The 16327-nt window shown below is 72.7% G+C and carries 17 protein-coding genes and 1 pseudogene; 8 read left to right on the top strand and 10 right to left on the bottom strand.

Translation table 11 applies throughout. The features are described from left to right. Position 1 precedes the first annotated feature (1 nt). Positions 2-535 carry a flavoprotein gene (locus tag AC4OXY_RS42145; RefSeq protein WP_356029455.1) on the bottom strand — a complete coding sequence of 178 codons (534 nt, stop codon included), beginning with the start codon at positions 533-535 and terminating at the stop codon, positions 2-4. Between the two features lie 25 nt (positions 536-560). Beyond that, positions 561-1019: a nuclear transport factor 2 family protein gene (locus AC4OXY_RS42140; RefSeq protein WP_356029452.1), complete on the bottom strand. Its 459-nt coding sequence runs from the start codon at positions 1017-1019 to the stop codon at positions 561-563. A 145-nt stretch (positions 1020-1164) separates the two neighbouring features. On the opposite strand from AC4OXY_RS42140, the gene AC4OXY_RS42135 reads away from it, so the two are divergent. Beyond that, positions 1165-1752, top strand: a complete 588-nt coding sequence (locus AC4OXY_RS42135) for a TetR/AcrR family transcriptional regulator (protein WP_362819544.1) — start codon at positions 1165-1167, stop codon at positions 1750-1752. Here AC4OXY_RS42135 and AC4OXY_RS42130 read toward each other — a convergent pair. Both AC4OXY_RS42130 and AC4OXY_RS42125 read right to left on the bottom strand, forming a co-directional pair. Next, a complete protein-coding gene (locus AC4OXY_RS42130) occupies positions 1727-1933 on the bottom strand; it encodes a ferredoxin (RefSeq protein ID WP_071378342.1) in 207 nt (68 codons plus the stop codon). The genes AC4OXY_RS42135 and AC4OXY_RS42130 overlap by 26 nt on opposite strands. 12 nt (positions 1934-1945) lie before the next feature. After that, positions 1946-3175 (bottom strand): cytochrome P450, encoded by a 1230-nt coding sequence (locus AC4OXY_RS42125; protein ID WP_356029450.1) that lies wholly within the window; start codon positions 3173-3175, stop codon positions 1946-1948. 192 nt (positions 3176-3367) lie between these two features. On the opposite strand from AC4OXY_RS42125, the gene AC4OXY_RS42120 reads away from it, so the two are divergent. Beyond that, on the top strand, positions 3368-3586 hold the full coding sequence (locus AC4OXY_RS42120) for a hypothetical protein (RefSeq protein ID WP_491992358.1): 219 nt from the start codon (positions 3368-3370) through the stop codon (positions 3584-3586). 107 nt (positions 3587-3693) lie between these two features. After that, positions 3694-4143 (top strand): nitroreductase family deazaflavin-dependent oxidoreductase, encoded by a 450-nt coding sequence (locus tag AC4OXY_RS42115; RefSeq protein WP_356029444.1) that lies wholly within the window; start codon positions 3694-3696, stop codon positions 4141-4143. A 141-nt stretch (positions 4144-4284) separates the two neighbouring features. Here the strand turns inward: AC4OXY_RS42115 and AC4OXY_RS42110 are convergent, their stop codons facing one another. Further along, positions 4285-4749 (bottom strand): pyridoxamine 5'-phosphate oxidase family protein, encoded by a 465-nt coding sequence (locus AC4OXY_RS42110; RefSeq protein WP_362819459.1) that lies wholly within the window; start codon positions 4747-4749, stop codon positions 4285-4287. A 44-nt stretch (positions 4750-4793) separates the two neighbouring features. Then, positions 4794-5513 carry a TetR/AcrR family transcriptional regulator gene (locus AC4OXY_RS42105; protein ID WP_491992357.1) on the bottom strand — a complete coding sequence of 240 codons (720 nt, stop codon included), beginning with the start codon at positions 5511-5513 and terminating at the stop codon, positions 4794-4796. A gap of 146 nt (positions 5514-5659) precedes the next feature. On the opposite strand from AC4OXY_RS42105, the gene AC4OXY_RS42100 reads away from it, so the two are divergent. Together AC4OXY_RS42100 and AC4OXY_RS42095 are read left to right on the top strand one after the other, a co-directional pair. Next, a complete protein-coding gene (locus AC4OXY_RS42100; RefSeq protein WP_356029436.1) occupies positions 5660-7171 on the top strand; it encodes an APC family permease in 1512 nt (503 codons plus the stop codon). A 33-nt stretch (positions 7172-7204) separates the two neighbouring features. After that, positions 7205-8830, top strand: a complete 1626-nt coding sequence (locus AC4OXY_RS42095) for an amidohydrolase (protein ID WP_491992356.1) — start codon at positions 7205-7207, stop codon at positions 8828-8830. A gap of 1 nt (position 8831) precedes the next feature. Here the strand turns inward: AC4OXY_RS42095 and AC4OXY_RS42090 are convergent, their stop codons facing one another. Beyond that, the gene (locus AC4OXY_RS42090) at positions 8832-9800 is read right to left on the bottom strand and encodes a GlxA family transcriptional regulator (RefSeq protein ID WP_491992355.1); all 969 of its coding nucleotides are present in this window, start codon (positions 9798-9800) and stop codon (positions 8832-8834) included. Positions 9801-9871: 71 nt separating this feature from the next. Here AC4OXY_RS42090 and AC4OXY_RS42085 point away from each other — a divergent pair, with 71 nt between their 5' ends. Then, positions 9872-10822, top strand: coding sequence for an NADP-dependent oxidoreductase (locus AC4OXY_RS42085; RefSeq protein ID WP_491992354.1), 951 nt, complete (start codon positions 9872-9874; stop codon positions 10820-10822). A gap of 157 nt (positions 10823-10979) precedes the next feature. Continuing rightward, complete coding sequence (locus tag AC4OXY_RS42080) at positions 10980-11360, top strand: anti-sigma factor antagonist (protein WP_491992353.1); 381 nt, start codon at positions 10980-10982, stop codon at positions 11358-11360. 33 nt (positions 11361-11393) lie between these two features. On the opposite strand, the gene AC4OXY_RS42075 is transcribed toward AC4OXY_RS42080, so the two are convergent. Together AC4OXY_RS42075 and AC4OXY_RS42070 are read right to left on the bottom strand one after the other, a co-directional pair. Then, positions 11394-12338 carry a ribose-phosphate diphosphokinase gene (locus AC4OXY_RS42075; RefSeq protein ID WP_362819453.1) on the bottom strand — a complete coding sequence of 315 codons (945 nt, stop codon included), beginning with the start codon at positions 12336-12338 and terminating at the stop codon, positions 11394-11396. Between the two features lie 42 nt (positions 12339-12380). Beyond that, on the bottom strand, positions 12381-14837 hold the full coding sequence (locus AC4OXY_RS42070; RefSeq protein ID WP_491992352.1) for an ArnT family glycosyltransferase: 2457 nt from the start codon (positions 14835-14837) through the stop codon (positions 12381-12383). Between the two features lie 259 nt (positions 14838-15096). Between AC4OXY_RS42070 and AC4OXY_RS42065 the strand changes: the two are divergent. Then, positions 15097-15945: pseudogene (locus AC4OXY_RS42065) on the top strand (glycoside hydrolase family 16 protein); the annotation flags it as partial. An 18-nt stretch (positions 15946-15963) separates the two neighbouring features. On the opposite strand, the gene AC4OXY_RS42060 reads toward AC4OXY_RS42065, so the two are convergent. Beyond that, complete coding sequence (locus AC4OXY_RS42060) at positions 15964-16209, bottom strand: hypothetical protein (RefSeq protein ID WP_356029418.1); 246 nt, start codon at positions 16207-16209, stop codon at positions 15964-15966. Positions 16210-16327 lie beyond the last annotated feature (118 nt).

Raw genomic sequence — 16327 nt, 5'->3', positions numbered from 1 at the left:
CCTAGAGCGGCCCGAGCAGGTCCAGGGCCCGCTCCCATGCGAAGTCCGGCCGGCTGCCGTCCGGCCGGACTTCGCCGTTGTACGGCTCGCCGAAGCGGACGCCCATGCCGCGCAGCCGGGCCAGGCTGTCGAGGTAGGCCGGGTGGGCGGCCAGGGCGTCGGCCACGCAGGGCAGGACCGCCACGGGTATGCGGAGGCCGGCCGCCTCGCACAGGGTGCCGAGGGCGAGCGTGTCGGCGATGCCGGCCGCCCACTTGTTGACGGTGTTGAAGGTGGCCGGTGCCACCGCCACGGCGTCCGGCGGCGGGAAGGGACGCGGGTCGGCCGGGGTCCGCCAGGCCGAGCGCACGGGACGGCCGGTCTGGGCCGCCGCGGCTTCCAGGTCGAAGAAGCCGCCCGCCGCGACGGGGGTCGCGATGACACCGACCGCCCAGTCCCGCGCTTGCGCGGCGGTGATCAGCCGGTCGACGCCGGCGGCGACGCCCGCCGCGCAGACGACGACGTAGAGGAAGGGTTTCTCGGCCTGTCGGGTCATCCGGGAACCCTACTGAACGCCGGACCTACCGGAGGGGGAAGGACGCCCCGCGCTCGCTCCCGGGCCGGGGTCCGGCGATGCGGCGCTCGTGCTCCTCGATGGCGACGTCGTTGATGCTGGCCTCGCGCCGGGTCATCAGGCCGTGCTCGTCGAACTCCCACAGCTCGTTGCCGTACGAGCGCCACCACTGCCCGGCGGCGTCGTGGCACTCGTACTGGAAGCGGACGGCGATGCGGTTGCCGTCGAAGGCCCACAGGTCCTTGCGCAGGGCGTAGTCCAGCTCGCGCTCCCACTTCGCGGTGAGGAACGTGACGATCTCGGCGCGTCCGGTGACGAAGGTGCCGCGGTTGCGCCAGACCGAGTCCTCCGAGTAGGCGAGCGCCACCGTGTGCGGGTCCCGGGTGTTCCAGGCGTCCTCGGCGGCCTGGACCTTCTGTACGGCGGTCTCACGGGTGAACGGCGGCAGCGGCGGGCGGTCGGCCATGGTCTCCTCCTGGGTTCGGACCGCGCCTGGGCAGCGGCCGAGTCGACAAGAGAACGTGCGTTCTCCATGTGTCTGCTACCGTAGGAGAACGATCGTTCTCACGTCAAGGAACCTGTCAGGGAGTCAAGGAGTGCCGATGCCGCCGATGGACACCGCGGTCGCCCGGGACCGCGCGCTCGACGCCGCGGAGGAGCTGTTCTACGCCCGCGGCATCCAGGCCGTCGGCATGGACGAAGTGCGGGGCGCCTCGGGGCTGTCGCTCAAGCGTCTGTACCAGCTGTTCCCGGCCAAGGAGCAGCTCGTCACGGCGTATCTGGCCCGGCGGGACGAGCGCTGGCGCGGGCGTCTGGCCGAGCACGTGGCACGGCAGCGGGACCCGCGGGAGCGGATCCCTGCCGTGTTCGACTGGCTCCAGGAATGGTTCGGCGAGGCCGGCTTCCGCGGCTGCGCCTGGCTCAACGCCTACGGCGAGCTGGGCCCGGCGTCCGCCCCGGTGGCCGAGCAGGTCCGTGCCCACAAGGAGGCCTTCCGGGGTTACCTCGCCTCGCTCGTGGACGCGGCCGGACTGCCCGCCGCACTCACCGGCCCCCTCTTCCTGCTGGCCGAGGGGGCCATGGTCACGGCGGGTGTCACGGGCGACGCGCGGCCGGCGGCCGAGGCCCGCGAGGCGGCGCGGGCGCTGGTGGCGGCCGCCGGCGCGGACGGGATCAGCCGGTGGTCTCCGACACCGTGATCGCCGAGACCGGGCAGGCGCGGGCCGCCTCCTTGACCATCGGCTCGTCCGTGCCGTCCTCGTGGCCGGGGAGCAGCGTGCTGAAGCCGTCGTCGTCCTGGGTGAAGACCTTCGGGGCGGCGAGCGCGCACTGCCCCGCGCCGATGCAGACGTTCGTGTCGATGCTGACCTTGAATCGCATGAGCTGAGCCTCTTACCAGGTCACGGGGAGTTCCAGCATCCCCTGGATCGTGTCGCCGCGCTTGAAGGGGATTTCCTCGGCCGGCACGGCGAGGCGCAGGCCGGGCAGCCGGGACAGCAGCGTGCCGAGGGCGATCTCCAGTTCCGCGCGGGCCAGGTTCTGCCCCAGGCACTGGTGGATGCCGAAGCCGAACGCCACATGGTGGCGGGTGCCGCGGTGGAAGTCCAGGCTGTCGGGGTCCTCGTACTGGGCCGGGTCGCGGTTGATCACCGAGGTGGAGAACAGCACGCCCTCGCCGGCCCGGATCGTCTCGCCGCCGATCTCGATGTCCTCCAGCGCCACCCGTTGCAGCCCCTCCGCGATGGAGAGCATCCGCATCAGCTCCTCGACGGCGGCGGGCAGCAGCGCCGGGTCGGCGCGCAGCTCGGCGAGCCGCTCGGGGTGCTGGAGCAGGGTGAACGTGCCCAGCGAGATCATGTTGGCGGTGGTCTCGTGGCCCGCGACCAGCAGGATCAGGGCCAAGGAGACGACGTCGGCACGCTCCAGGACGCCGTCGCGCAGCTGCTGGTGGACGAGGTCGTCGAGGATGCCGTCGCCCGGCTCGACCGCCTTCGCCTTGTCGTCGACCAGCCCGCCGATGTACTCCTCCAGGCGGGCGCGGGCGGCCACGGCCTCGTCGGCCGTCCGGCCGCGCAGCAGTCTGCGGGACTGTTCCTCGAAGAACTCGTGGTCGGCGTACGGCACGCCGAGCAGAAAGCAGATCACCGTCGACGGCACGGGCAGCGCGAAGGACGAGACCAGTTCGGCGGGCGGGCCCTGGGCGATCATGTCGTCCAGCAGACCGTCCACGACCCGCTGGATCCAGGGCCGCAGCTCGGTGGCGCGCCGGACGGTGAACTCCGGGATCATCATCCGCCGCTGCCGGTTGTGCTCGGGGTCGTCCAGCCCGAGCAGGGCCACCCGGCGGTCCTGGATGCCCTGGAAGCGCTCCGCGGGCACGGGGAACTCGGGGCGGCGACGGTCGGAGGAGAGCCGGGGGTCCGAGAGCAGGGCGCGGGCGGCGGCGTGTCCGGTGACCGCCCAGACCTCGCGGCCGTCGAAGAGGGTGACGCGGGACAGGGCACGCCCGTCCCGCAGTGGCGCGTATCCGGTGGGCGGGTGGTAGGGACAGGTGCGGTCCTGCGGGAAGGCGACGGGGTCGGCCGGGGTTGCCGGGCCGGTCATGTCCGTCAGTTCCGTCATGAGTAGACCTCGCAGACGAAGAAGTGCGTGGTACCGATCTTCATTAGATGCCCGAGGCACCTATAGGTCCACGACAAGTTCGGCCACTTCGGTGAACCGTGGGATCTGGCTGAAGATGAGGGGTGCGAGGGAGGACAACCGGCCGGATTCCGGGGCCCTGGGCCGCCGGCCGGCCGTCGCGGGTCCACCCGGATGGCCGGTCATGACTCCAGGGTACGGCTCTCCTGCGACGCGAAGGCGCAGGATCCACGGGGTGCCGGCGCGGCCGCGCTCCTCCTCCGGCCGGTCCGGTCGCCCGTCGCAGCCGTCCGCGTACGGCTCGGCGATCCGCCGCGGTTCGCCCTCGCCGGTGGTGCGCGGCCGGGACGGGACCACCGTGCCGCCGGGGCGGTGGAGTTCGACTGCCTGTGAGGTGAGGGCCGTACGGGGGAAGGGATCCTCGGTGCGGATGATCCGCGCGGCCGCCGGTGTTGTGCGCGGTGGCAGACAGCCGTTGAACCGACGAAGGGGATGAACCCGTGCCTCTTGAGGGTGAGTACGAGCCCAGCCCGACCCAGTGGGTGCGCGAGCAGGTCGAGCTGTACGAGGGCTCCGGCGGGACGAAGGGAACGACGCTCATGGACACCGGGCTTCCGGTGATCATCCTGACGACCCGGGGTGCGAAGAGCGGCAAGATCCGCAAGACGCCGTTGATGCGGGTGGAGCACGACGGGACGTACGCGGTGGTCGCCTCGCAGGGCGGTGCGCCCAAGCACCCGGTCTGGTACTTCAACATCACGTCCGATCCGCACGTCGAACTCCAGGACGGCCCGGTCAAGCGGGACCTGCGGGCGCGTGAGGTCACCGGCGGGGAGAAGGAGCTGTGGTGGGAGCGGGCCGTGGCCGCGTACCCGCCGTACGCCGAGTACCAGGAGAAGACCTCGCGGGAGATCCCGGTCTTCGTTCTGGAGCCCGTCGACGGGAGCTGATGACGCGCCGGGAACCGGCGGAATTTAGAAAAATCTGCGCCGGGGAGGTGTGACCCCGTATCGGGGTGGGCAGTCGTGCAGCAAGGCCCCGCCGCGTTCCCCCGTCGCGGCGGGGCCGCATGTCGATGCGGCCCCGCGCCGCTACGGGGCGCTGAGCCACGCACCGTCTCTCATCAGCTCCCTGCCCTCCTGTTCGTTCTCCTCGCGCCAGGCCTGCACGCGTCGCGGAAGGACTTTGAAATACAGGTAACGGGTGGCGAGTTGGCGGGGGTCGAAGCCGGTCTTGCCGGCGAAGACCTCCGCGTCCTCCTCCGGGAGGTCCTCCGGGGGCACCGTCTGGACGGTGCCCTCGATGACGACGACGTCCCGGGTGGAGCCGAGGCCGAGGCGGGTGCGGCCCGTCGCGGCGAGATTGCGGCCGGTGGGGCTTTCGGCCGGGGTGGCGAGCAGCAGCGTGGCGCCGTCCCACACGAAGGACAGCGGCACGAGATGGGGAGCGCCGGCGTCGGGGCCGGCGGTGGCCACCCAGGCGTCGACGTCGTGTTCCAGCCGGTGCAGGGTGTCCTTCGTGCGCTCCGCGGTGGTGCGGGCGGGCGGTGGGGTCATCGCGTACGGCCTCCTCGGGATACGGATCCCGTCCAGTGTGACCGTCAGCCCGCCCCGTCCGCACGGACGTCGTCGAGGCGTGTCCGCGCGGCCGTCAGGAACAGATCGAGGGCGGCCGGGTAGGAACTGGCGCGCATGGTGGCCACGAGGTGGCGGGACGTGGCCGCGATGTGCGGGTGGGTGGCGGCGGGCAGCCGGCCGTAGGTCTCGCGCCACACCTCCGCCTCGGCCTCGCGGGCGGCCCGGGGCAGGGCGGTGCCGGCGGAGTCCAGGGCGCCGAAGGCGAGGGCCTGGTCGACGAAGGCGTGGTAGATCCGCACCGCCTCCCGGTCCGGGAACCCGGCCCGCCGCAGCACCCCGAGGATGGTCTCCACGGCCTGGATCTCCTGCGCGCGGCCGGTGACCCGGTGGGCGCTGAGCACCGCCGCACGGGGGTGCGCGAGGGCGCCGGCGTGCATGCGCAGGCCCAGGTCGCGCAGGTCGGCCAGCCAGTCGCCGGTCGGCCGCCAAGGCCGCATGGAGCGGCCGATCAGCTCGTCGGCGACGGCCAGCATCAGGTCGTCGGTGTGCCGGAAGTACCGGTACAGGGAACTGGGATCGGCGCCGAGGGCCCGGCCCAGGCGGCGCACGGACAGCGCCTCGGAGCCGTGCTCCTCGATCAGCCGCAGCGCGGTCTCGACGATCAGCTCCGCGGACAGGACGACGCCCTGTTTGGTGGGGCGCCGGCGCTGCCGCGCGGCGGGCGGGACGACCCGTTCGCTCATCAAAGCCCTCCCTCGGATCCCGGGAGCCCTCCCCCGGACGTGCCCGGCACCTTATGACAACACCGTTGACCTGTGAAGTGCACCGGCGGTTTCATCTGCGGTCACCGGGGCCGACCAGGCCCCCCGGTGCGAGCGGAGAGCCGGCGATGAGCGATACCCCCCTCGGTGTGGATCCCCCCGCGCAGCCCGAGCTGCGCAAGTCCCTGGGCGTGCTGGACGGGATCGCCGTCGCCGCCTCCAGTACGGCCGCGACCACGAGCATCGGCATCGGTCTCGGGGTGACGGCCGGGGTGGTCGGCCTGCACCTGCCGGCCATCATGCTGCTGGCGTTCCTGCCGGTCCTCGGCATCGCCGGGGCCTACTCCCGGCTCAACCGGGTGGAGCCGAACGCCGGCAACGGCTATGTGTGGGTGGGCCGTTCGCTCAGCCCCTGGCTCGGCTTCATGGTCGGCTGGGTCAACTGCGTGGCGAGCGTGGCGTTCCTCGCCTACACCACGGCGGTCACCGGCTCGGCGCTGCTCCAGCTGGCCGGGGAGGCGGGAGTGCACCGGATCGGCTCGCTCGCGCTCGATGCGGGGTCGACGGCGCAGACGACGGCGGTCGGCATCGTGGTGCTGGTCGCGGTCACGCTGACCGCCGTGACGGGCGTGCGTACGGCCGCCCGGCTGCAGACGGGACTGCTCGTCTTCGAGTACGCCGTGCTGCTGGGCTTTTGCGGGTACGGCATCGCCGTGGGCCCGCACCCGTTCCGGCTCTCCTGGTTCGACCCCTTCGCGATCCCCTCGGCGTCCGCCCTGGCCCAGGGGATGCTGCTGTCGGTGTTCTGCTACTGGGGGTTCGAGGCCGCGTTCACCGTCAACGAGGAGGTGCGCGACCCGCGGGACGCCTCCCGGGCCGGGACGATCACCCTGGTGACCATGCTCGGGTTGTTCCTGCTCGGCTCGATCGCCTTCCAACGGGTGCTCTCCGAGGGGGAGTTGGCCGGGCACGGCGCCGAGGGGCTGGCGTACTTCGGGGACCGGCTGGCCCAGCAGCCGCTGGCCGCGCTGCCGCTCGTGGCGCTGATGTTCTCGGCCGTGGCCTCGCTCCAGGCGGGCGTCATCCCGACGGCCCGGGGGATGTTCGCGATGAGCCGGGACCGTACGCTCGGGCCGGTGTGGTCCCGGGTCAGCCGCCGGTACGGCACCCCGGCGGCCGGGACGCTGCTGATCGGGGGGCTGTCGGTGGCGGTGGCGCTGCTCGCGCTGGTGATCCCGCGCCTCGCCGACATGATCGACGCGACGGTGAACGCGGTCGGGATCGTGGTCGCGCTGTCGTACGCGCTGACCGCGCTCGCCGCCGCCGTGCGCTTCCGCGCCGCGCTGCGAAAGGACTGGCGGCTGGGCCTGCGCGCGGTGGTGCTGCCCGCGCTGAGCGCGCTCGCGCTGCTCGGGCTCGGCGGCTATCTCGGCTGGTCCTTCTACCGCTCGGCCGACCATCTGGAACTGCGCGCGGACAACGGCTGGTTCCTGCTGCTGATGCCGGTGGCGATGATCGCCTCCGGGTTCGGGGCGGCCGCGTGGGCCAAGTGGGCGCGCAGATCGCCGTACTTCCGCACGGGCGCGGGCACCGACGCCGACGCACCCGAGCTGCTCCCCTCCGCCCCCACCTCCAACTGACCTGTCGAGCACGTGATTTCAGGGAAAGGCATCATGCACGCTGATCTTCTCTTCACCGGCGGCCCCGTGTTCACCCCGACGGGCCGCACGGCGAGCGCCGTGGCCGTCACCGGTGACCGGATCACCGCCGTCGGGCACGACGAGGTGCGCGCGCTCGCCGGGCCGCGCACCGAGGTGGTGGACCTCGCCGGACGGCTGCTGCTGCCCGGCTTCCAGGACGCGCACGTCCATCCGGTGCCGGCCGGGCTGGAGCTGAGCCAGTGCGACCTGACGGGGGTGAGGACGGCCGAGGAGTCCGTGGCCGCCGTGCGCGCCTACGCCGAGGCCCGCCCCGAGCGGACGTGGATCCTCGGCGGCGGCTGGTCGATGGAGGCGTTCGCGGGCGGTACGCCGGCCAGGGAACTGCTCGACGCGGTCGTACCGGACCGGCCGGTGTACCTGCCCAACCGGGACCATCACGGCGCCTGGGTCAACAGCCGGGCGCTCCAGCTGGCCGGCATCGGCCGGGACACCCCCGACCCGGCCGACGGACGGATCGAGCGGGACGCCTCCGGCGAGCCGAGCGGCACCCTCCAGGAGGGGGCGATGCAGCTGGTCGGCCGGCTGGCTCCGCCCGCGACCCCCGCCGACCGGCTGGCCGCGCTGCTGCACGCGCAGGCGCATCTGCACGCGCTCGGCATCACCGCGTGGCAGGACGCGCTGGTCGGCGACTTCCTCGGCATGGACGACCCGGCCGGGGCGTATCTCGCCGCGGCCCGGGACGGTTCCCTCACGGCGCGGGTGCGGGGCGCCCTGTGGTGGGACCGGGAGCGCGGCGCCGAGCAGATTCCCGAACTGGTCGAAAAGCGCCGGGAGTTGAGCCATGGGCGGTTCCGGGCGACCACCGTGAAGCTGATGCTGGACGGGGTCGCCGAGAACGGTACGGCCGCGCTGCTCGACCCCTATCTGGACCGGTGCGGGTGCGCGACCGCCAACCGGGGCAAGAGCTTCGTCGATCCTGATCGACTGCCCACGTTCGTCACCGAGTTGGACGCCCTCGGCTTCCAGTGCCACTTCCACGCGCTCGGCGACCGGGCCGTACGGGACGCGCTGGACGCCGTCGAGGCGGCGCGGGCCGCGAACGGGCCGGCCGACACCCGGCCGCATCTCGCCCACCTCCAGGTCGTGCATCCGGACGACGTACCGCGGTTCGCCCGGCTCGGCGCCACCGCGAACATCCAGCCGCTGTGGGCCGCGCACGAGCCGCAGATGGACGAGCTGACGATCCCCTTCCTCGGGGCCGAACGGGCCGCCTGGCAGTACCCGTTCGGGGCGCTGCTGCGGTCCGGGGCGCGGCTCGCGGCGGGCAGCGACTGGCCGGTGAGCAGCCCCGATCCGCTCCAGGGCATCCATGTCGCGGTCAACCGGGTCGAGCCGGGCGGCGGCGGACCGGTGTTCCTGCCCGGGCAGCGGCTGGACCTCGCGGACGCGCTGACCGCGTACACGGCCGGGTCGGCGTACGTGAACCACCTGGACGACACCGGCCGGGTGGCCGTAGGGGCGCTCGCCGACCTGGTGGTCCTCGACCGGGATCCGTTCGCCGGGCCGCCGGAGGCGATCGCCGAGGCGGCCGTGGCGCTCACCTATGTGGGTGGGGAACTGGTGTACGCCGCGCCGTGATTCAGCGGGCCTGCTGGAACGTCCTGCGGTAGGCCTGCGGGGACACCCCGATCGCCGCGTGCAGGTGCTGGCGCAGCGAGGCGCCGGTGGCGAAGCCGACCTCGGCGGCGATCCGGTCCACCAGCAGGTCGCTGGATTCCAGGAGATGGCGGGCGCGGGCGACGCGTTGCTGGATCAGCCAGCGGCCGGGGCTGAGGCCGACCTCGTCGTGGAAGCGGCGGGCGAAGGTGCGCAGGCTCATCCGGGCGTGGCCGGCGAGGTCGGTCAGGGTGAGCGGCTCGCCGAGGCGCTCCAGGGCCCACAGGCGGGTCCCGGCCGTGCTGGCCGCGCCGCTCTGCGGGACGGGCTGCTCGATGTACTGGGCCTGGCCGCCGTCCCGGAACGGCGGGACGACACAGCAGCGGGCGACGAAGTTGGCCAGCTCGCTGCCGTGGTCGGTGCGCACCATGTGCAGGCAGATGTCGACCCCGGCGGCGGCGCCGGCCGAGGTGAGAATGCGCCCGTCGGCGACGAAGAGGACGTCCGGGTCGAGGTCGACGTGCGGGAAGCGGCGCCGGAACGTCTCCGTCATGTGCCAGTGGGTGGTGGCGCTGCGGCCGTCGAGCAGGCCGGCCTCGGCGAGGACGAACGCGGCCGTGCAGATCGAGACGATCCGGGCGTCCGGGCGGATGCGAGCGAGGGCGGCGGTGACCTCGGCGGGCAGTTCGTCGGGGATGCAGGCCGGGGGCATCGAGGTGACGACCACCGTGTCCGCCGTGTCCAGGATCTCGGGGCCGTGCTGGACGCCGATCGTGAAGTCGGCGCTGCTGCGCACCGGCCGGCCGTCGACCGAGCAGGTCAGCACCTCGTAGCGGCCGTCGGCCGCGCCGAGGATCCGGCTGGGGATGCCCAGCTCGAAGGGGTAGACACCGTCCAGGGCGAGGACGGCCACCCGCTCGGGGCGCCGGGTGCGCGGCGGTACATCAGCCATGGCAGGATCCTATCGAAAGGTGACTGTCATGCCATTTCCCGGCCGCGCGAACCCCGGCAGGCTGGGTGACCATGAGCGATGTGAACACGATGCGAGCCATCAGCCAGGACGTCCTCGGCGGTCCCGAGGTGCTGCGGGAAGTGGAGCTGGAGCGGCCGAAGCCGGGACCGAACCAGGTGCTGATCCGGGTGCGGGCCGCCGGGGTCAACCCCACCGACTGGAAGCACCGGGCCCTCGGCGTCTTCCTGGGCGAGCCGCCGTTCGTGCTGGGCTGGGACGTGTCCGGCGAGGTCGCCGAGACCGGGATCGGCGTGGCCGCCTTCGCGCCGGGCGACGAGGTCTTCGGCATGCTGCCCTACCCCTACGGCGCCGGCTCGCACGCCGAGTACGTCCTCGCACCGGTGCGTGCCCTCACCCGCAAGCCGGCCTCCCTCGACCATGTGCAGGCGGGCGCGCTGCCGCTGGTGTCCCTGACCGCCTGGCAGGCGCTGACCGAGCACGCGGACGTCAGGCCCGGGCAGCGCGTGCTGATCCACGCGGCGGCCGGCGGGGTCGGGCACGTGGCCGTGCAGATCGCCAAGGCGCGGGGCGCGTACGTGATCGGGACGGCGAGCGCGGGCAAGCACGACTTCCTGCGGGAGATCGGCGTGGACGAGCCGATCGACTACCGGACGACCGACGTCAGCGAGACCGTACGGGACGTCGACGTCGTCCTGGACACCCTCGGCGGGGACACCTCCGTCACCTCGCTGCGGACGCTGCGGCCCGGCGGTGTCCTCGTGTCGATCCTGCCCGTGGGCTCCCGGGAGCTCTACGAGGAGGCCGAGCGGCTCGGCGTACGGGCCGTGCGCATGCTGGTGGACGCCGACCGCGCCGGGATGGAGGCCATCGCCGAGCTGGCCGTGTCCGGGAAGCTGACGGCGACGATCGCCGGGACGTTCCCGCTGGCCGACGCGGCGAAGGCGCACGCCCTGGGCGAGACCGGCCGGACGACGGGGAAGCTGGTGCTGCTGGCCGACTGAGCACGCGCACCCGGCGTTCGTCGGACATCCGATCGACAGGCGTCGAAACCCGTCGACATATGTCAATCGAACATGCTCAAATTCCTTCCACGGAGGGTAACTTGACGGTCGGGGACCGACCCGGAACGGCCGGGCGCGGGCGGGAGGTGAGACGGTCGTGCGGGACGAGCGCGCACCCTTCCACCGCCATCTGCGGGTCTACGAGCACCGGGCGCACACGGTGCTGGAGCTGCGGGGCGAGATCGACCTCGTCTCGGCGACGGAGATCGGTCCGCTGCTGGACCGGTTCACCGGCCGGCCCAGCGCCCGGCTCGTGATCGACCTGGGCCCGGTGGAGTTCTTCGACTGCTCGGGGCTGCGGCTGCTGCACCGGGCCCGCACCCGGGTGCTGGACGGCGGCGGGCAGTTGTACCTGGTGTGCGCGCAGCCACTGGTCCTGCGCGTCCTGGAGGCCACCGGGCTGTCCCGGTTGCTGCCCGCGCATCCGAGCCTGGACGCGGCCCTGGCCCGGCCCGGAGCCGCGTCCGGCTCGCTGTGACCGTCATCTGCCGCCGGATCCCTTCCAGGGCCGCTAGGCGTGCTCGAACAGGGCGCTCACCGACTCGCCGTTGTGGATGCGCCGTACCGCCTCGGCCAGGGCGGGGGCGATGGACAACACCCGGAGTTTCCCGGTGTGTTCGTCCTCCGGCACCGGCACGGTGTTGGTGCAGACGATCTCCAGGACGTCCGGCTGCTCGCTCAGCCGTTTGGCGGCGCCGCCCGCGAACACCCCGTGCGTGCACGCCACCCGGATCGAGCGGGGCCCCGACTCACGGAGCTTGTCGAGGAGTTCGAGTACCGTGCTGCCCTTGGCGATCTCGTCGTCCAGCACGATGACATCGCGGCCGGTGACGTCGCCGATGACGGAGCTGATGCTCACCCGGTCGTCGGCGTAGCGCTGTTTGGCGCCGGCCGCCACCTGCGCCCCGATCAGCCGGGCGAAGGCGGCGGCCTGCTTGGCGTTGCCGAGGTCCGGCGAGACGACCGTGGTGCGCGTCAGGTCGTACTGCCTGAAGTGCGCGGCCAGTTCGCGCAGCGCGTGCAGATGGTCCACCGGCACCGAGAAGAAGCCGTGCACCTGCGGGGCGTGCAGGGTCATGGCGAGCACCCGGCGGGCGCCGGCCGCGACCAGCAGGTCGGCGACCAGGCGCCCGCCCAGTGAGATGCGCGGCGCGTCCTTCTTGTCGGAGCGGGCGTAGGAGTAGTGCGGCATGACGACCGTGATCCGGGCCGCCGAGGCGCCCCGGGCGGCGTCGCACATCAGCAGCAGCTCCACCAGGTGCTCCTGCACCGGCCGGACGAGCGGCTGGATCAGGAAGACGTCCCGCTCCCGGCAGTTGGCCTGAAGCTGCACCTCCAGACAGTCGTTGGCGAACCGGCTGACCCGGGTCGGGCTGAGCGGCACTCCGAGGTGGGCGCAGACCTCCCGGGCCAGGTCGGGATGCGCGCTGCCGCTGAAGACGGAGATGTCCCGCACGATCCGCTCCTCGCATGATCGGCACCAGCTGCCGGGCTCATGCTACTGGCCCCGTCCGCACAGGTAGAGCGTCTGTGCGCTGGCCGTCGCCCCGATACGGCCCGCCAGGGACGGCGGCGCGGCGGCGGAGTCCGTGCCGCCGTAGGCCGAGGCCGGGACCTTGGCGCAGGTGGCCTGGACCCAGGCGGTGATCTGCGTGACGGCCGTCCGTCCCGTGGCCGCCGTGGCACCCTCCGCGGTGCCGGTGGCCGTCTTCGCACCGGTGCCGGGCTGCGCGGCGCCCCCGAACATGCCGCCCATGCCGCGTCCGCCGCCGAGCACCACGTACCGCACCTCGCCGCTGTCGACGAGCTGCTGGAACCGGCCCTCGGTCGGGAACGGCACCCGGCCGCTGAAGCCGCCGATGGACAGCACGTGGGCGCCGTCCGCCAGGATGTACGGCGATGCCGTGCTCCAGCTGGTGGTGGCGAACACATAGGCCGCGGTGCCCTGGTGGGCGCGGGTGTAGTCGAACAGCCGCTGCTGCGCCGCGGTCAGCGCGCCGCTCCCGGAGGCGCCGCCGAATCCGCCCATGCCGCCCATGCCCCCGGCGGCTCCGGTCCCGGTCATGCCGCGCCTGCTGCCCCGGCTCGCCCGCCCGAAGGCGCCGGCGCCGGTCCAGGCCGTCTGCCCGAGCCGTCCGGTCCCGGAGCGTGTCGTGCCGAAGCCGCGCCCGGAGGCGGACGGGCCGACCGCGCCCATGGTGTTGGTGCGGTAGGACGGGGCGAAGACCTGCACCGCCCAGGCGCTGGGGGCGATGAGGAGGGCGGCCAGCGCGGCGGCGAGCCCGCCGAGCGCGAGCCGGCCGCCGGCGCTCCGCCCGCCCGGCCGGGCCAGGAAGAGCAGCACCAGACCGGAGACGGCGAGCACGCCCACGGTGGGCGCCAGCCACGCCGCGAAGGACGTGAACTGCCCGGCGAGATAGGCGGCCCAGGCCGCCGTCGCCGCCACCGCGCCCGGCAGCGCCCAGGCGCGGGGCCCGCCGGCCCGGTAGGCGCGCCACATCAGCACGGTCCCGGCCCCGGTGAGCGCGGCGAGCGGTACGGCGATCACTCCCATGTAGTAGGTGTGCCCGGCGACGCTGCCGGCGCTGAAGACCAGGAAGTACAGGGCGAGCCAGGTGCTCCACAGGACGTACCCGGCGCGCAGCCGGTCGGTGCGCGGCCGCCCCCGGGACCACAGCAGTCCGCACACCGCGGCAATGGCGGCGATCGGGTAGAACCAGCCGGTCTGGGAGGCGAGCGACGTGCCGAACATCTTCGACCAGCCGTTCTGGTCACCGCCGAAACCGCCGCCACCACCTGTCCGCGCGGCTGCCGCGCCGGTGCCCTGCGCACCGCCCGCGCCGAGGGCACCGGCACCGCCGAAGGCACGGTCACCGCTGTGCGCACGGTGACCGGTGCGGGCGAGGTCTCCGCCGAACGCACCGGCTCCGCCGTACGCGCCCGCGCCGCCGGAGCCGGTACCCGCGGCGCCCGTGCCCGCCACCCGGCCGGATCCCGGCCCGGCCCCGAACCCCGCCGCCTGGCCGGGGCCCTGCCCGGTGCGGGCGTGGCCGCCTCCGCCGCCCTGGGTCGAGGTGACGCTGCCCGTCGAGGCCGCGCTGATGCCGAGCGAGGAGAAGCGGGTGAGGAAGTTGTAGCCGACCACCATGCTGAACGCGGAGTTGTTGGTGGTGCCGTCCACATAGGGCCGGTCCTTGGCCGGGGTGAGGGTGACGGCGAGCATCCACGACGCCGACACGGCCGTCATCACCACGGCGGAGATGCCGAGGTGGGCCAGCCGCCGGCGCAGTGTGAGCGGCGCCGAGATCAGGTAGACCAGGGCGAGCGCGGGCAGCACGGCCCACGCTTCCAGCATCTTGGCCTGGAAGCCGACGCCGACCCAGACGCCGGCCATGATCAGCGGGCGCAGCCGGCCGGCGAGGGCGGCCCGCTGGGTGGCCTCGGCCGCGAGCAGCACACACAGCGTGAACATGGGATCCTCGACCGAGGTGCGGAACAGCCCGACCGCGACGGGGGTCACCAGGAACACCGCGCCGGCGATCAGCGCCGCGTGCGCCCCGGCCCAGCGGCGCACGATGCGGTGGAGCACCAGCAGGCTCGCCACGCCCTCCAGGACCTGGGGCAGGGTCAGCGACCACGGATGGAATCCGAAGAGCCGCGCGGACAGCGCCTGCGGCCACAGGAATCCCGGCAATTTGTCGAGAGTGATGGAATTACCGGGATCGAAAGAGCCGTAGAAGAAAGCCTTCCAGCTCTCCGTCATGCTGCGGGCGGCACTCGCGTAGAACGTGTGGTACTCGCTGCGGTCGATGCCCCAGGCGTAGAGCACGGCGGCGAGTACGACGAGAACCAGCAGCACAGGGCGTGCGTACGGGGGATCGCCCTGTGGTGATCGCCAGGGCGGGCGGCGATCGGCACCGGTGGGGACGGTTGCGTCGAGGACGTTCGTGGCCATGCGCAGCAGTCTTCGGCACGCCGTGTGCCCGCAACGACGATGCGGCCCCTTTTCAAGGAAACTCTCACCGCCCCAAGGGTAATTCTTTAACCGCATGACATCGCAATTACGCCGGTCAAGCGAATCCCTTACCAGCGAAGTAACGCGTTTTCATCTGACATCACGTCAGAAACAGGTCCGGACCAGGGTGTTGACGGCCTCTTATCTCACCCCTTAAATCAAGAGGCGACTCGCACCCCCCCACAGTGAACGGAGAGTCATGGCTTCCCCACGCCTGCTCCGCAGTTGCCTCTTCGCCGCCCTGTCCGCCGCCCTGGTCGGCACCGCCGCCGTCGGACCGGCACGGGCCCAGACCGCCGCTCCGCGGGCGGCAGCCGTCAACACCTTCTCCGACACCTTCGACGGGCCCGCGGGCGCCGCGGTCGACTCCTCGAAGTGGACGTTGGAGACCGGCGACAACGTCAACAACCACGAGCGGGAGTACTACACGTCCGGGACGGACAACGCGGCTCTGGACGGCCAGGGGCATCTGGTGATCACGGCCCGCAAGGAGAACCCGGCCGGCTACCAGTGCTGGTACGGCACCTGCCAGTACACCTCGGCCCGGCTGAACACGGCTGGGAAGTTCGACGCCCGGTACGGGCACGTCGAGGCGCGCATGAAGATCCCGCGCGGGCAGGGGATGTGGCCGGCCTTCTGGATGCTCGGCACGCCGGTCAACTGGCCGGACTCGGGCGAGATCGACGTGATGGAGAACGTCGGCTTCGAGCCCTCGACCGTGCACGGCACCATCCACGGGCCCGGCTACTCGGGTTCCGGCGGCATCGGAGCCGGCTACACCCTGCCGAACGGCCAGGCCTTCGCGGACGCCTTCCACACCTTCGCCGTGGACTGGGCGCCCGGCTCGGTCACCTGGTCGGTGGACGGGACGGTCTACGAGCGGCGCACGCCCGCCGACCTGGGCGGCAGGACATGGGTGTTCGACAACAAACCCTTCTTCCTGATCCTGAACCTCGCCGTCGGCGGCTACTGGCCCGGCGACCCCGACGGCTCCACCCGGTTCCCGCAGCAACTGGTGGTGGACTCGGTGTCGGTGACGACGAGCAACGGCTGAGCGGCGCCGGGCTCAGTGCAGCGACCAGGTGTACTTGCCCCCGCCGACCCAGCGGACCGCGTCGGGGTCGTCCAGGTCGTGGATGGTGATGCCGTGCGACGCGGCGGTCTCCAGTACGTCGGTGACGTTGCGGACCGCACCGATCACCTGACCGTCGATCTCCATGATCCGGAAGGGCGGCTCGCCCGGCTTGCCCGGGCACACCCCGAGCACCAGGACCCGCGGATGGGAGATGTGGGGAGCTGCTTGTTCGGTCATGCACATCAGCCTAGAACGCATCCGGGTTCGGGGTGATCCGGAGCGTTTTCGACAGCGTGGACCGCATGCGGTCGGTCGCGCCGCTCCCCGCGCCTCCCCGGCGCGCCTGAGGCAGCCT

Source organism: Streptomyces sp. HUAS MG56, assembly GCF_058673395.1.
This window is presented reverse-complemented; position numbering and strand designations above follow the sequence as displayed.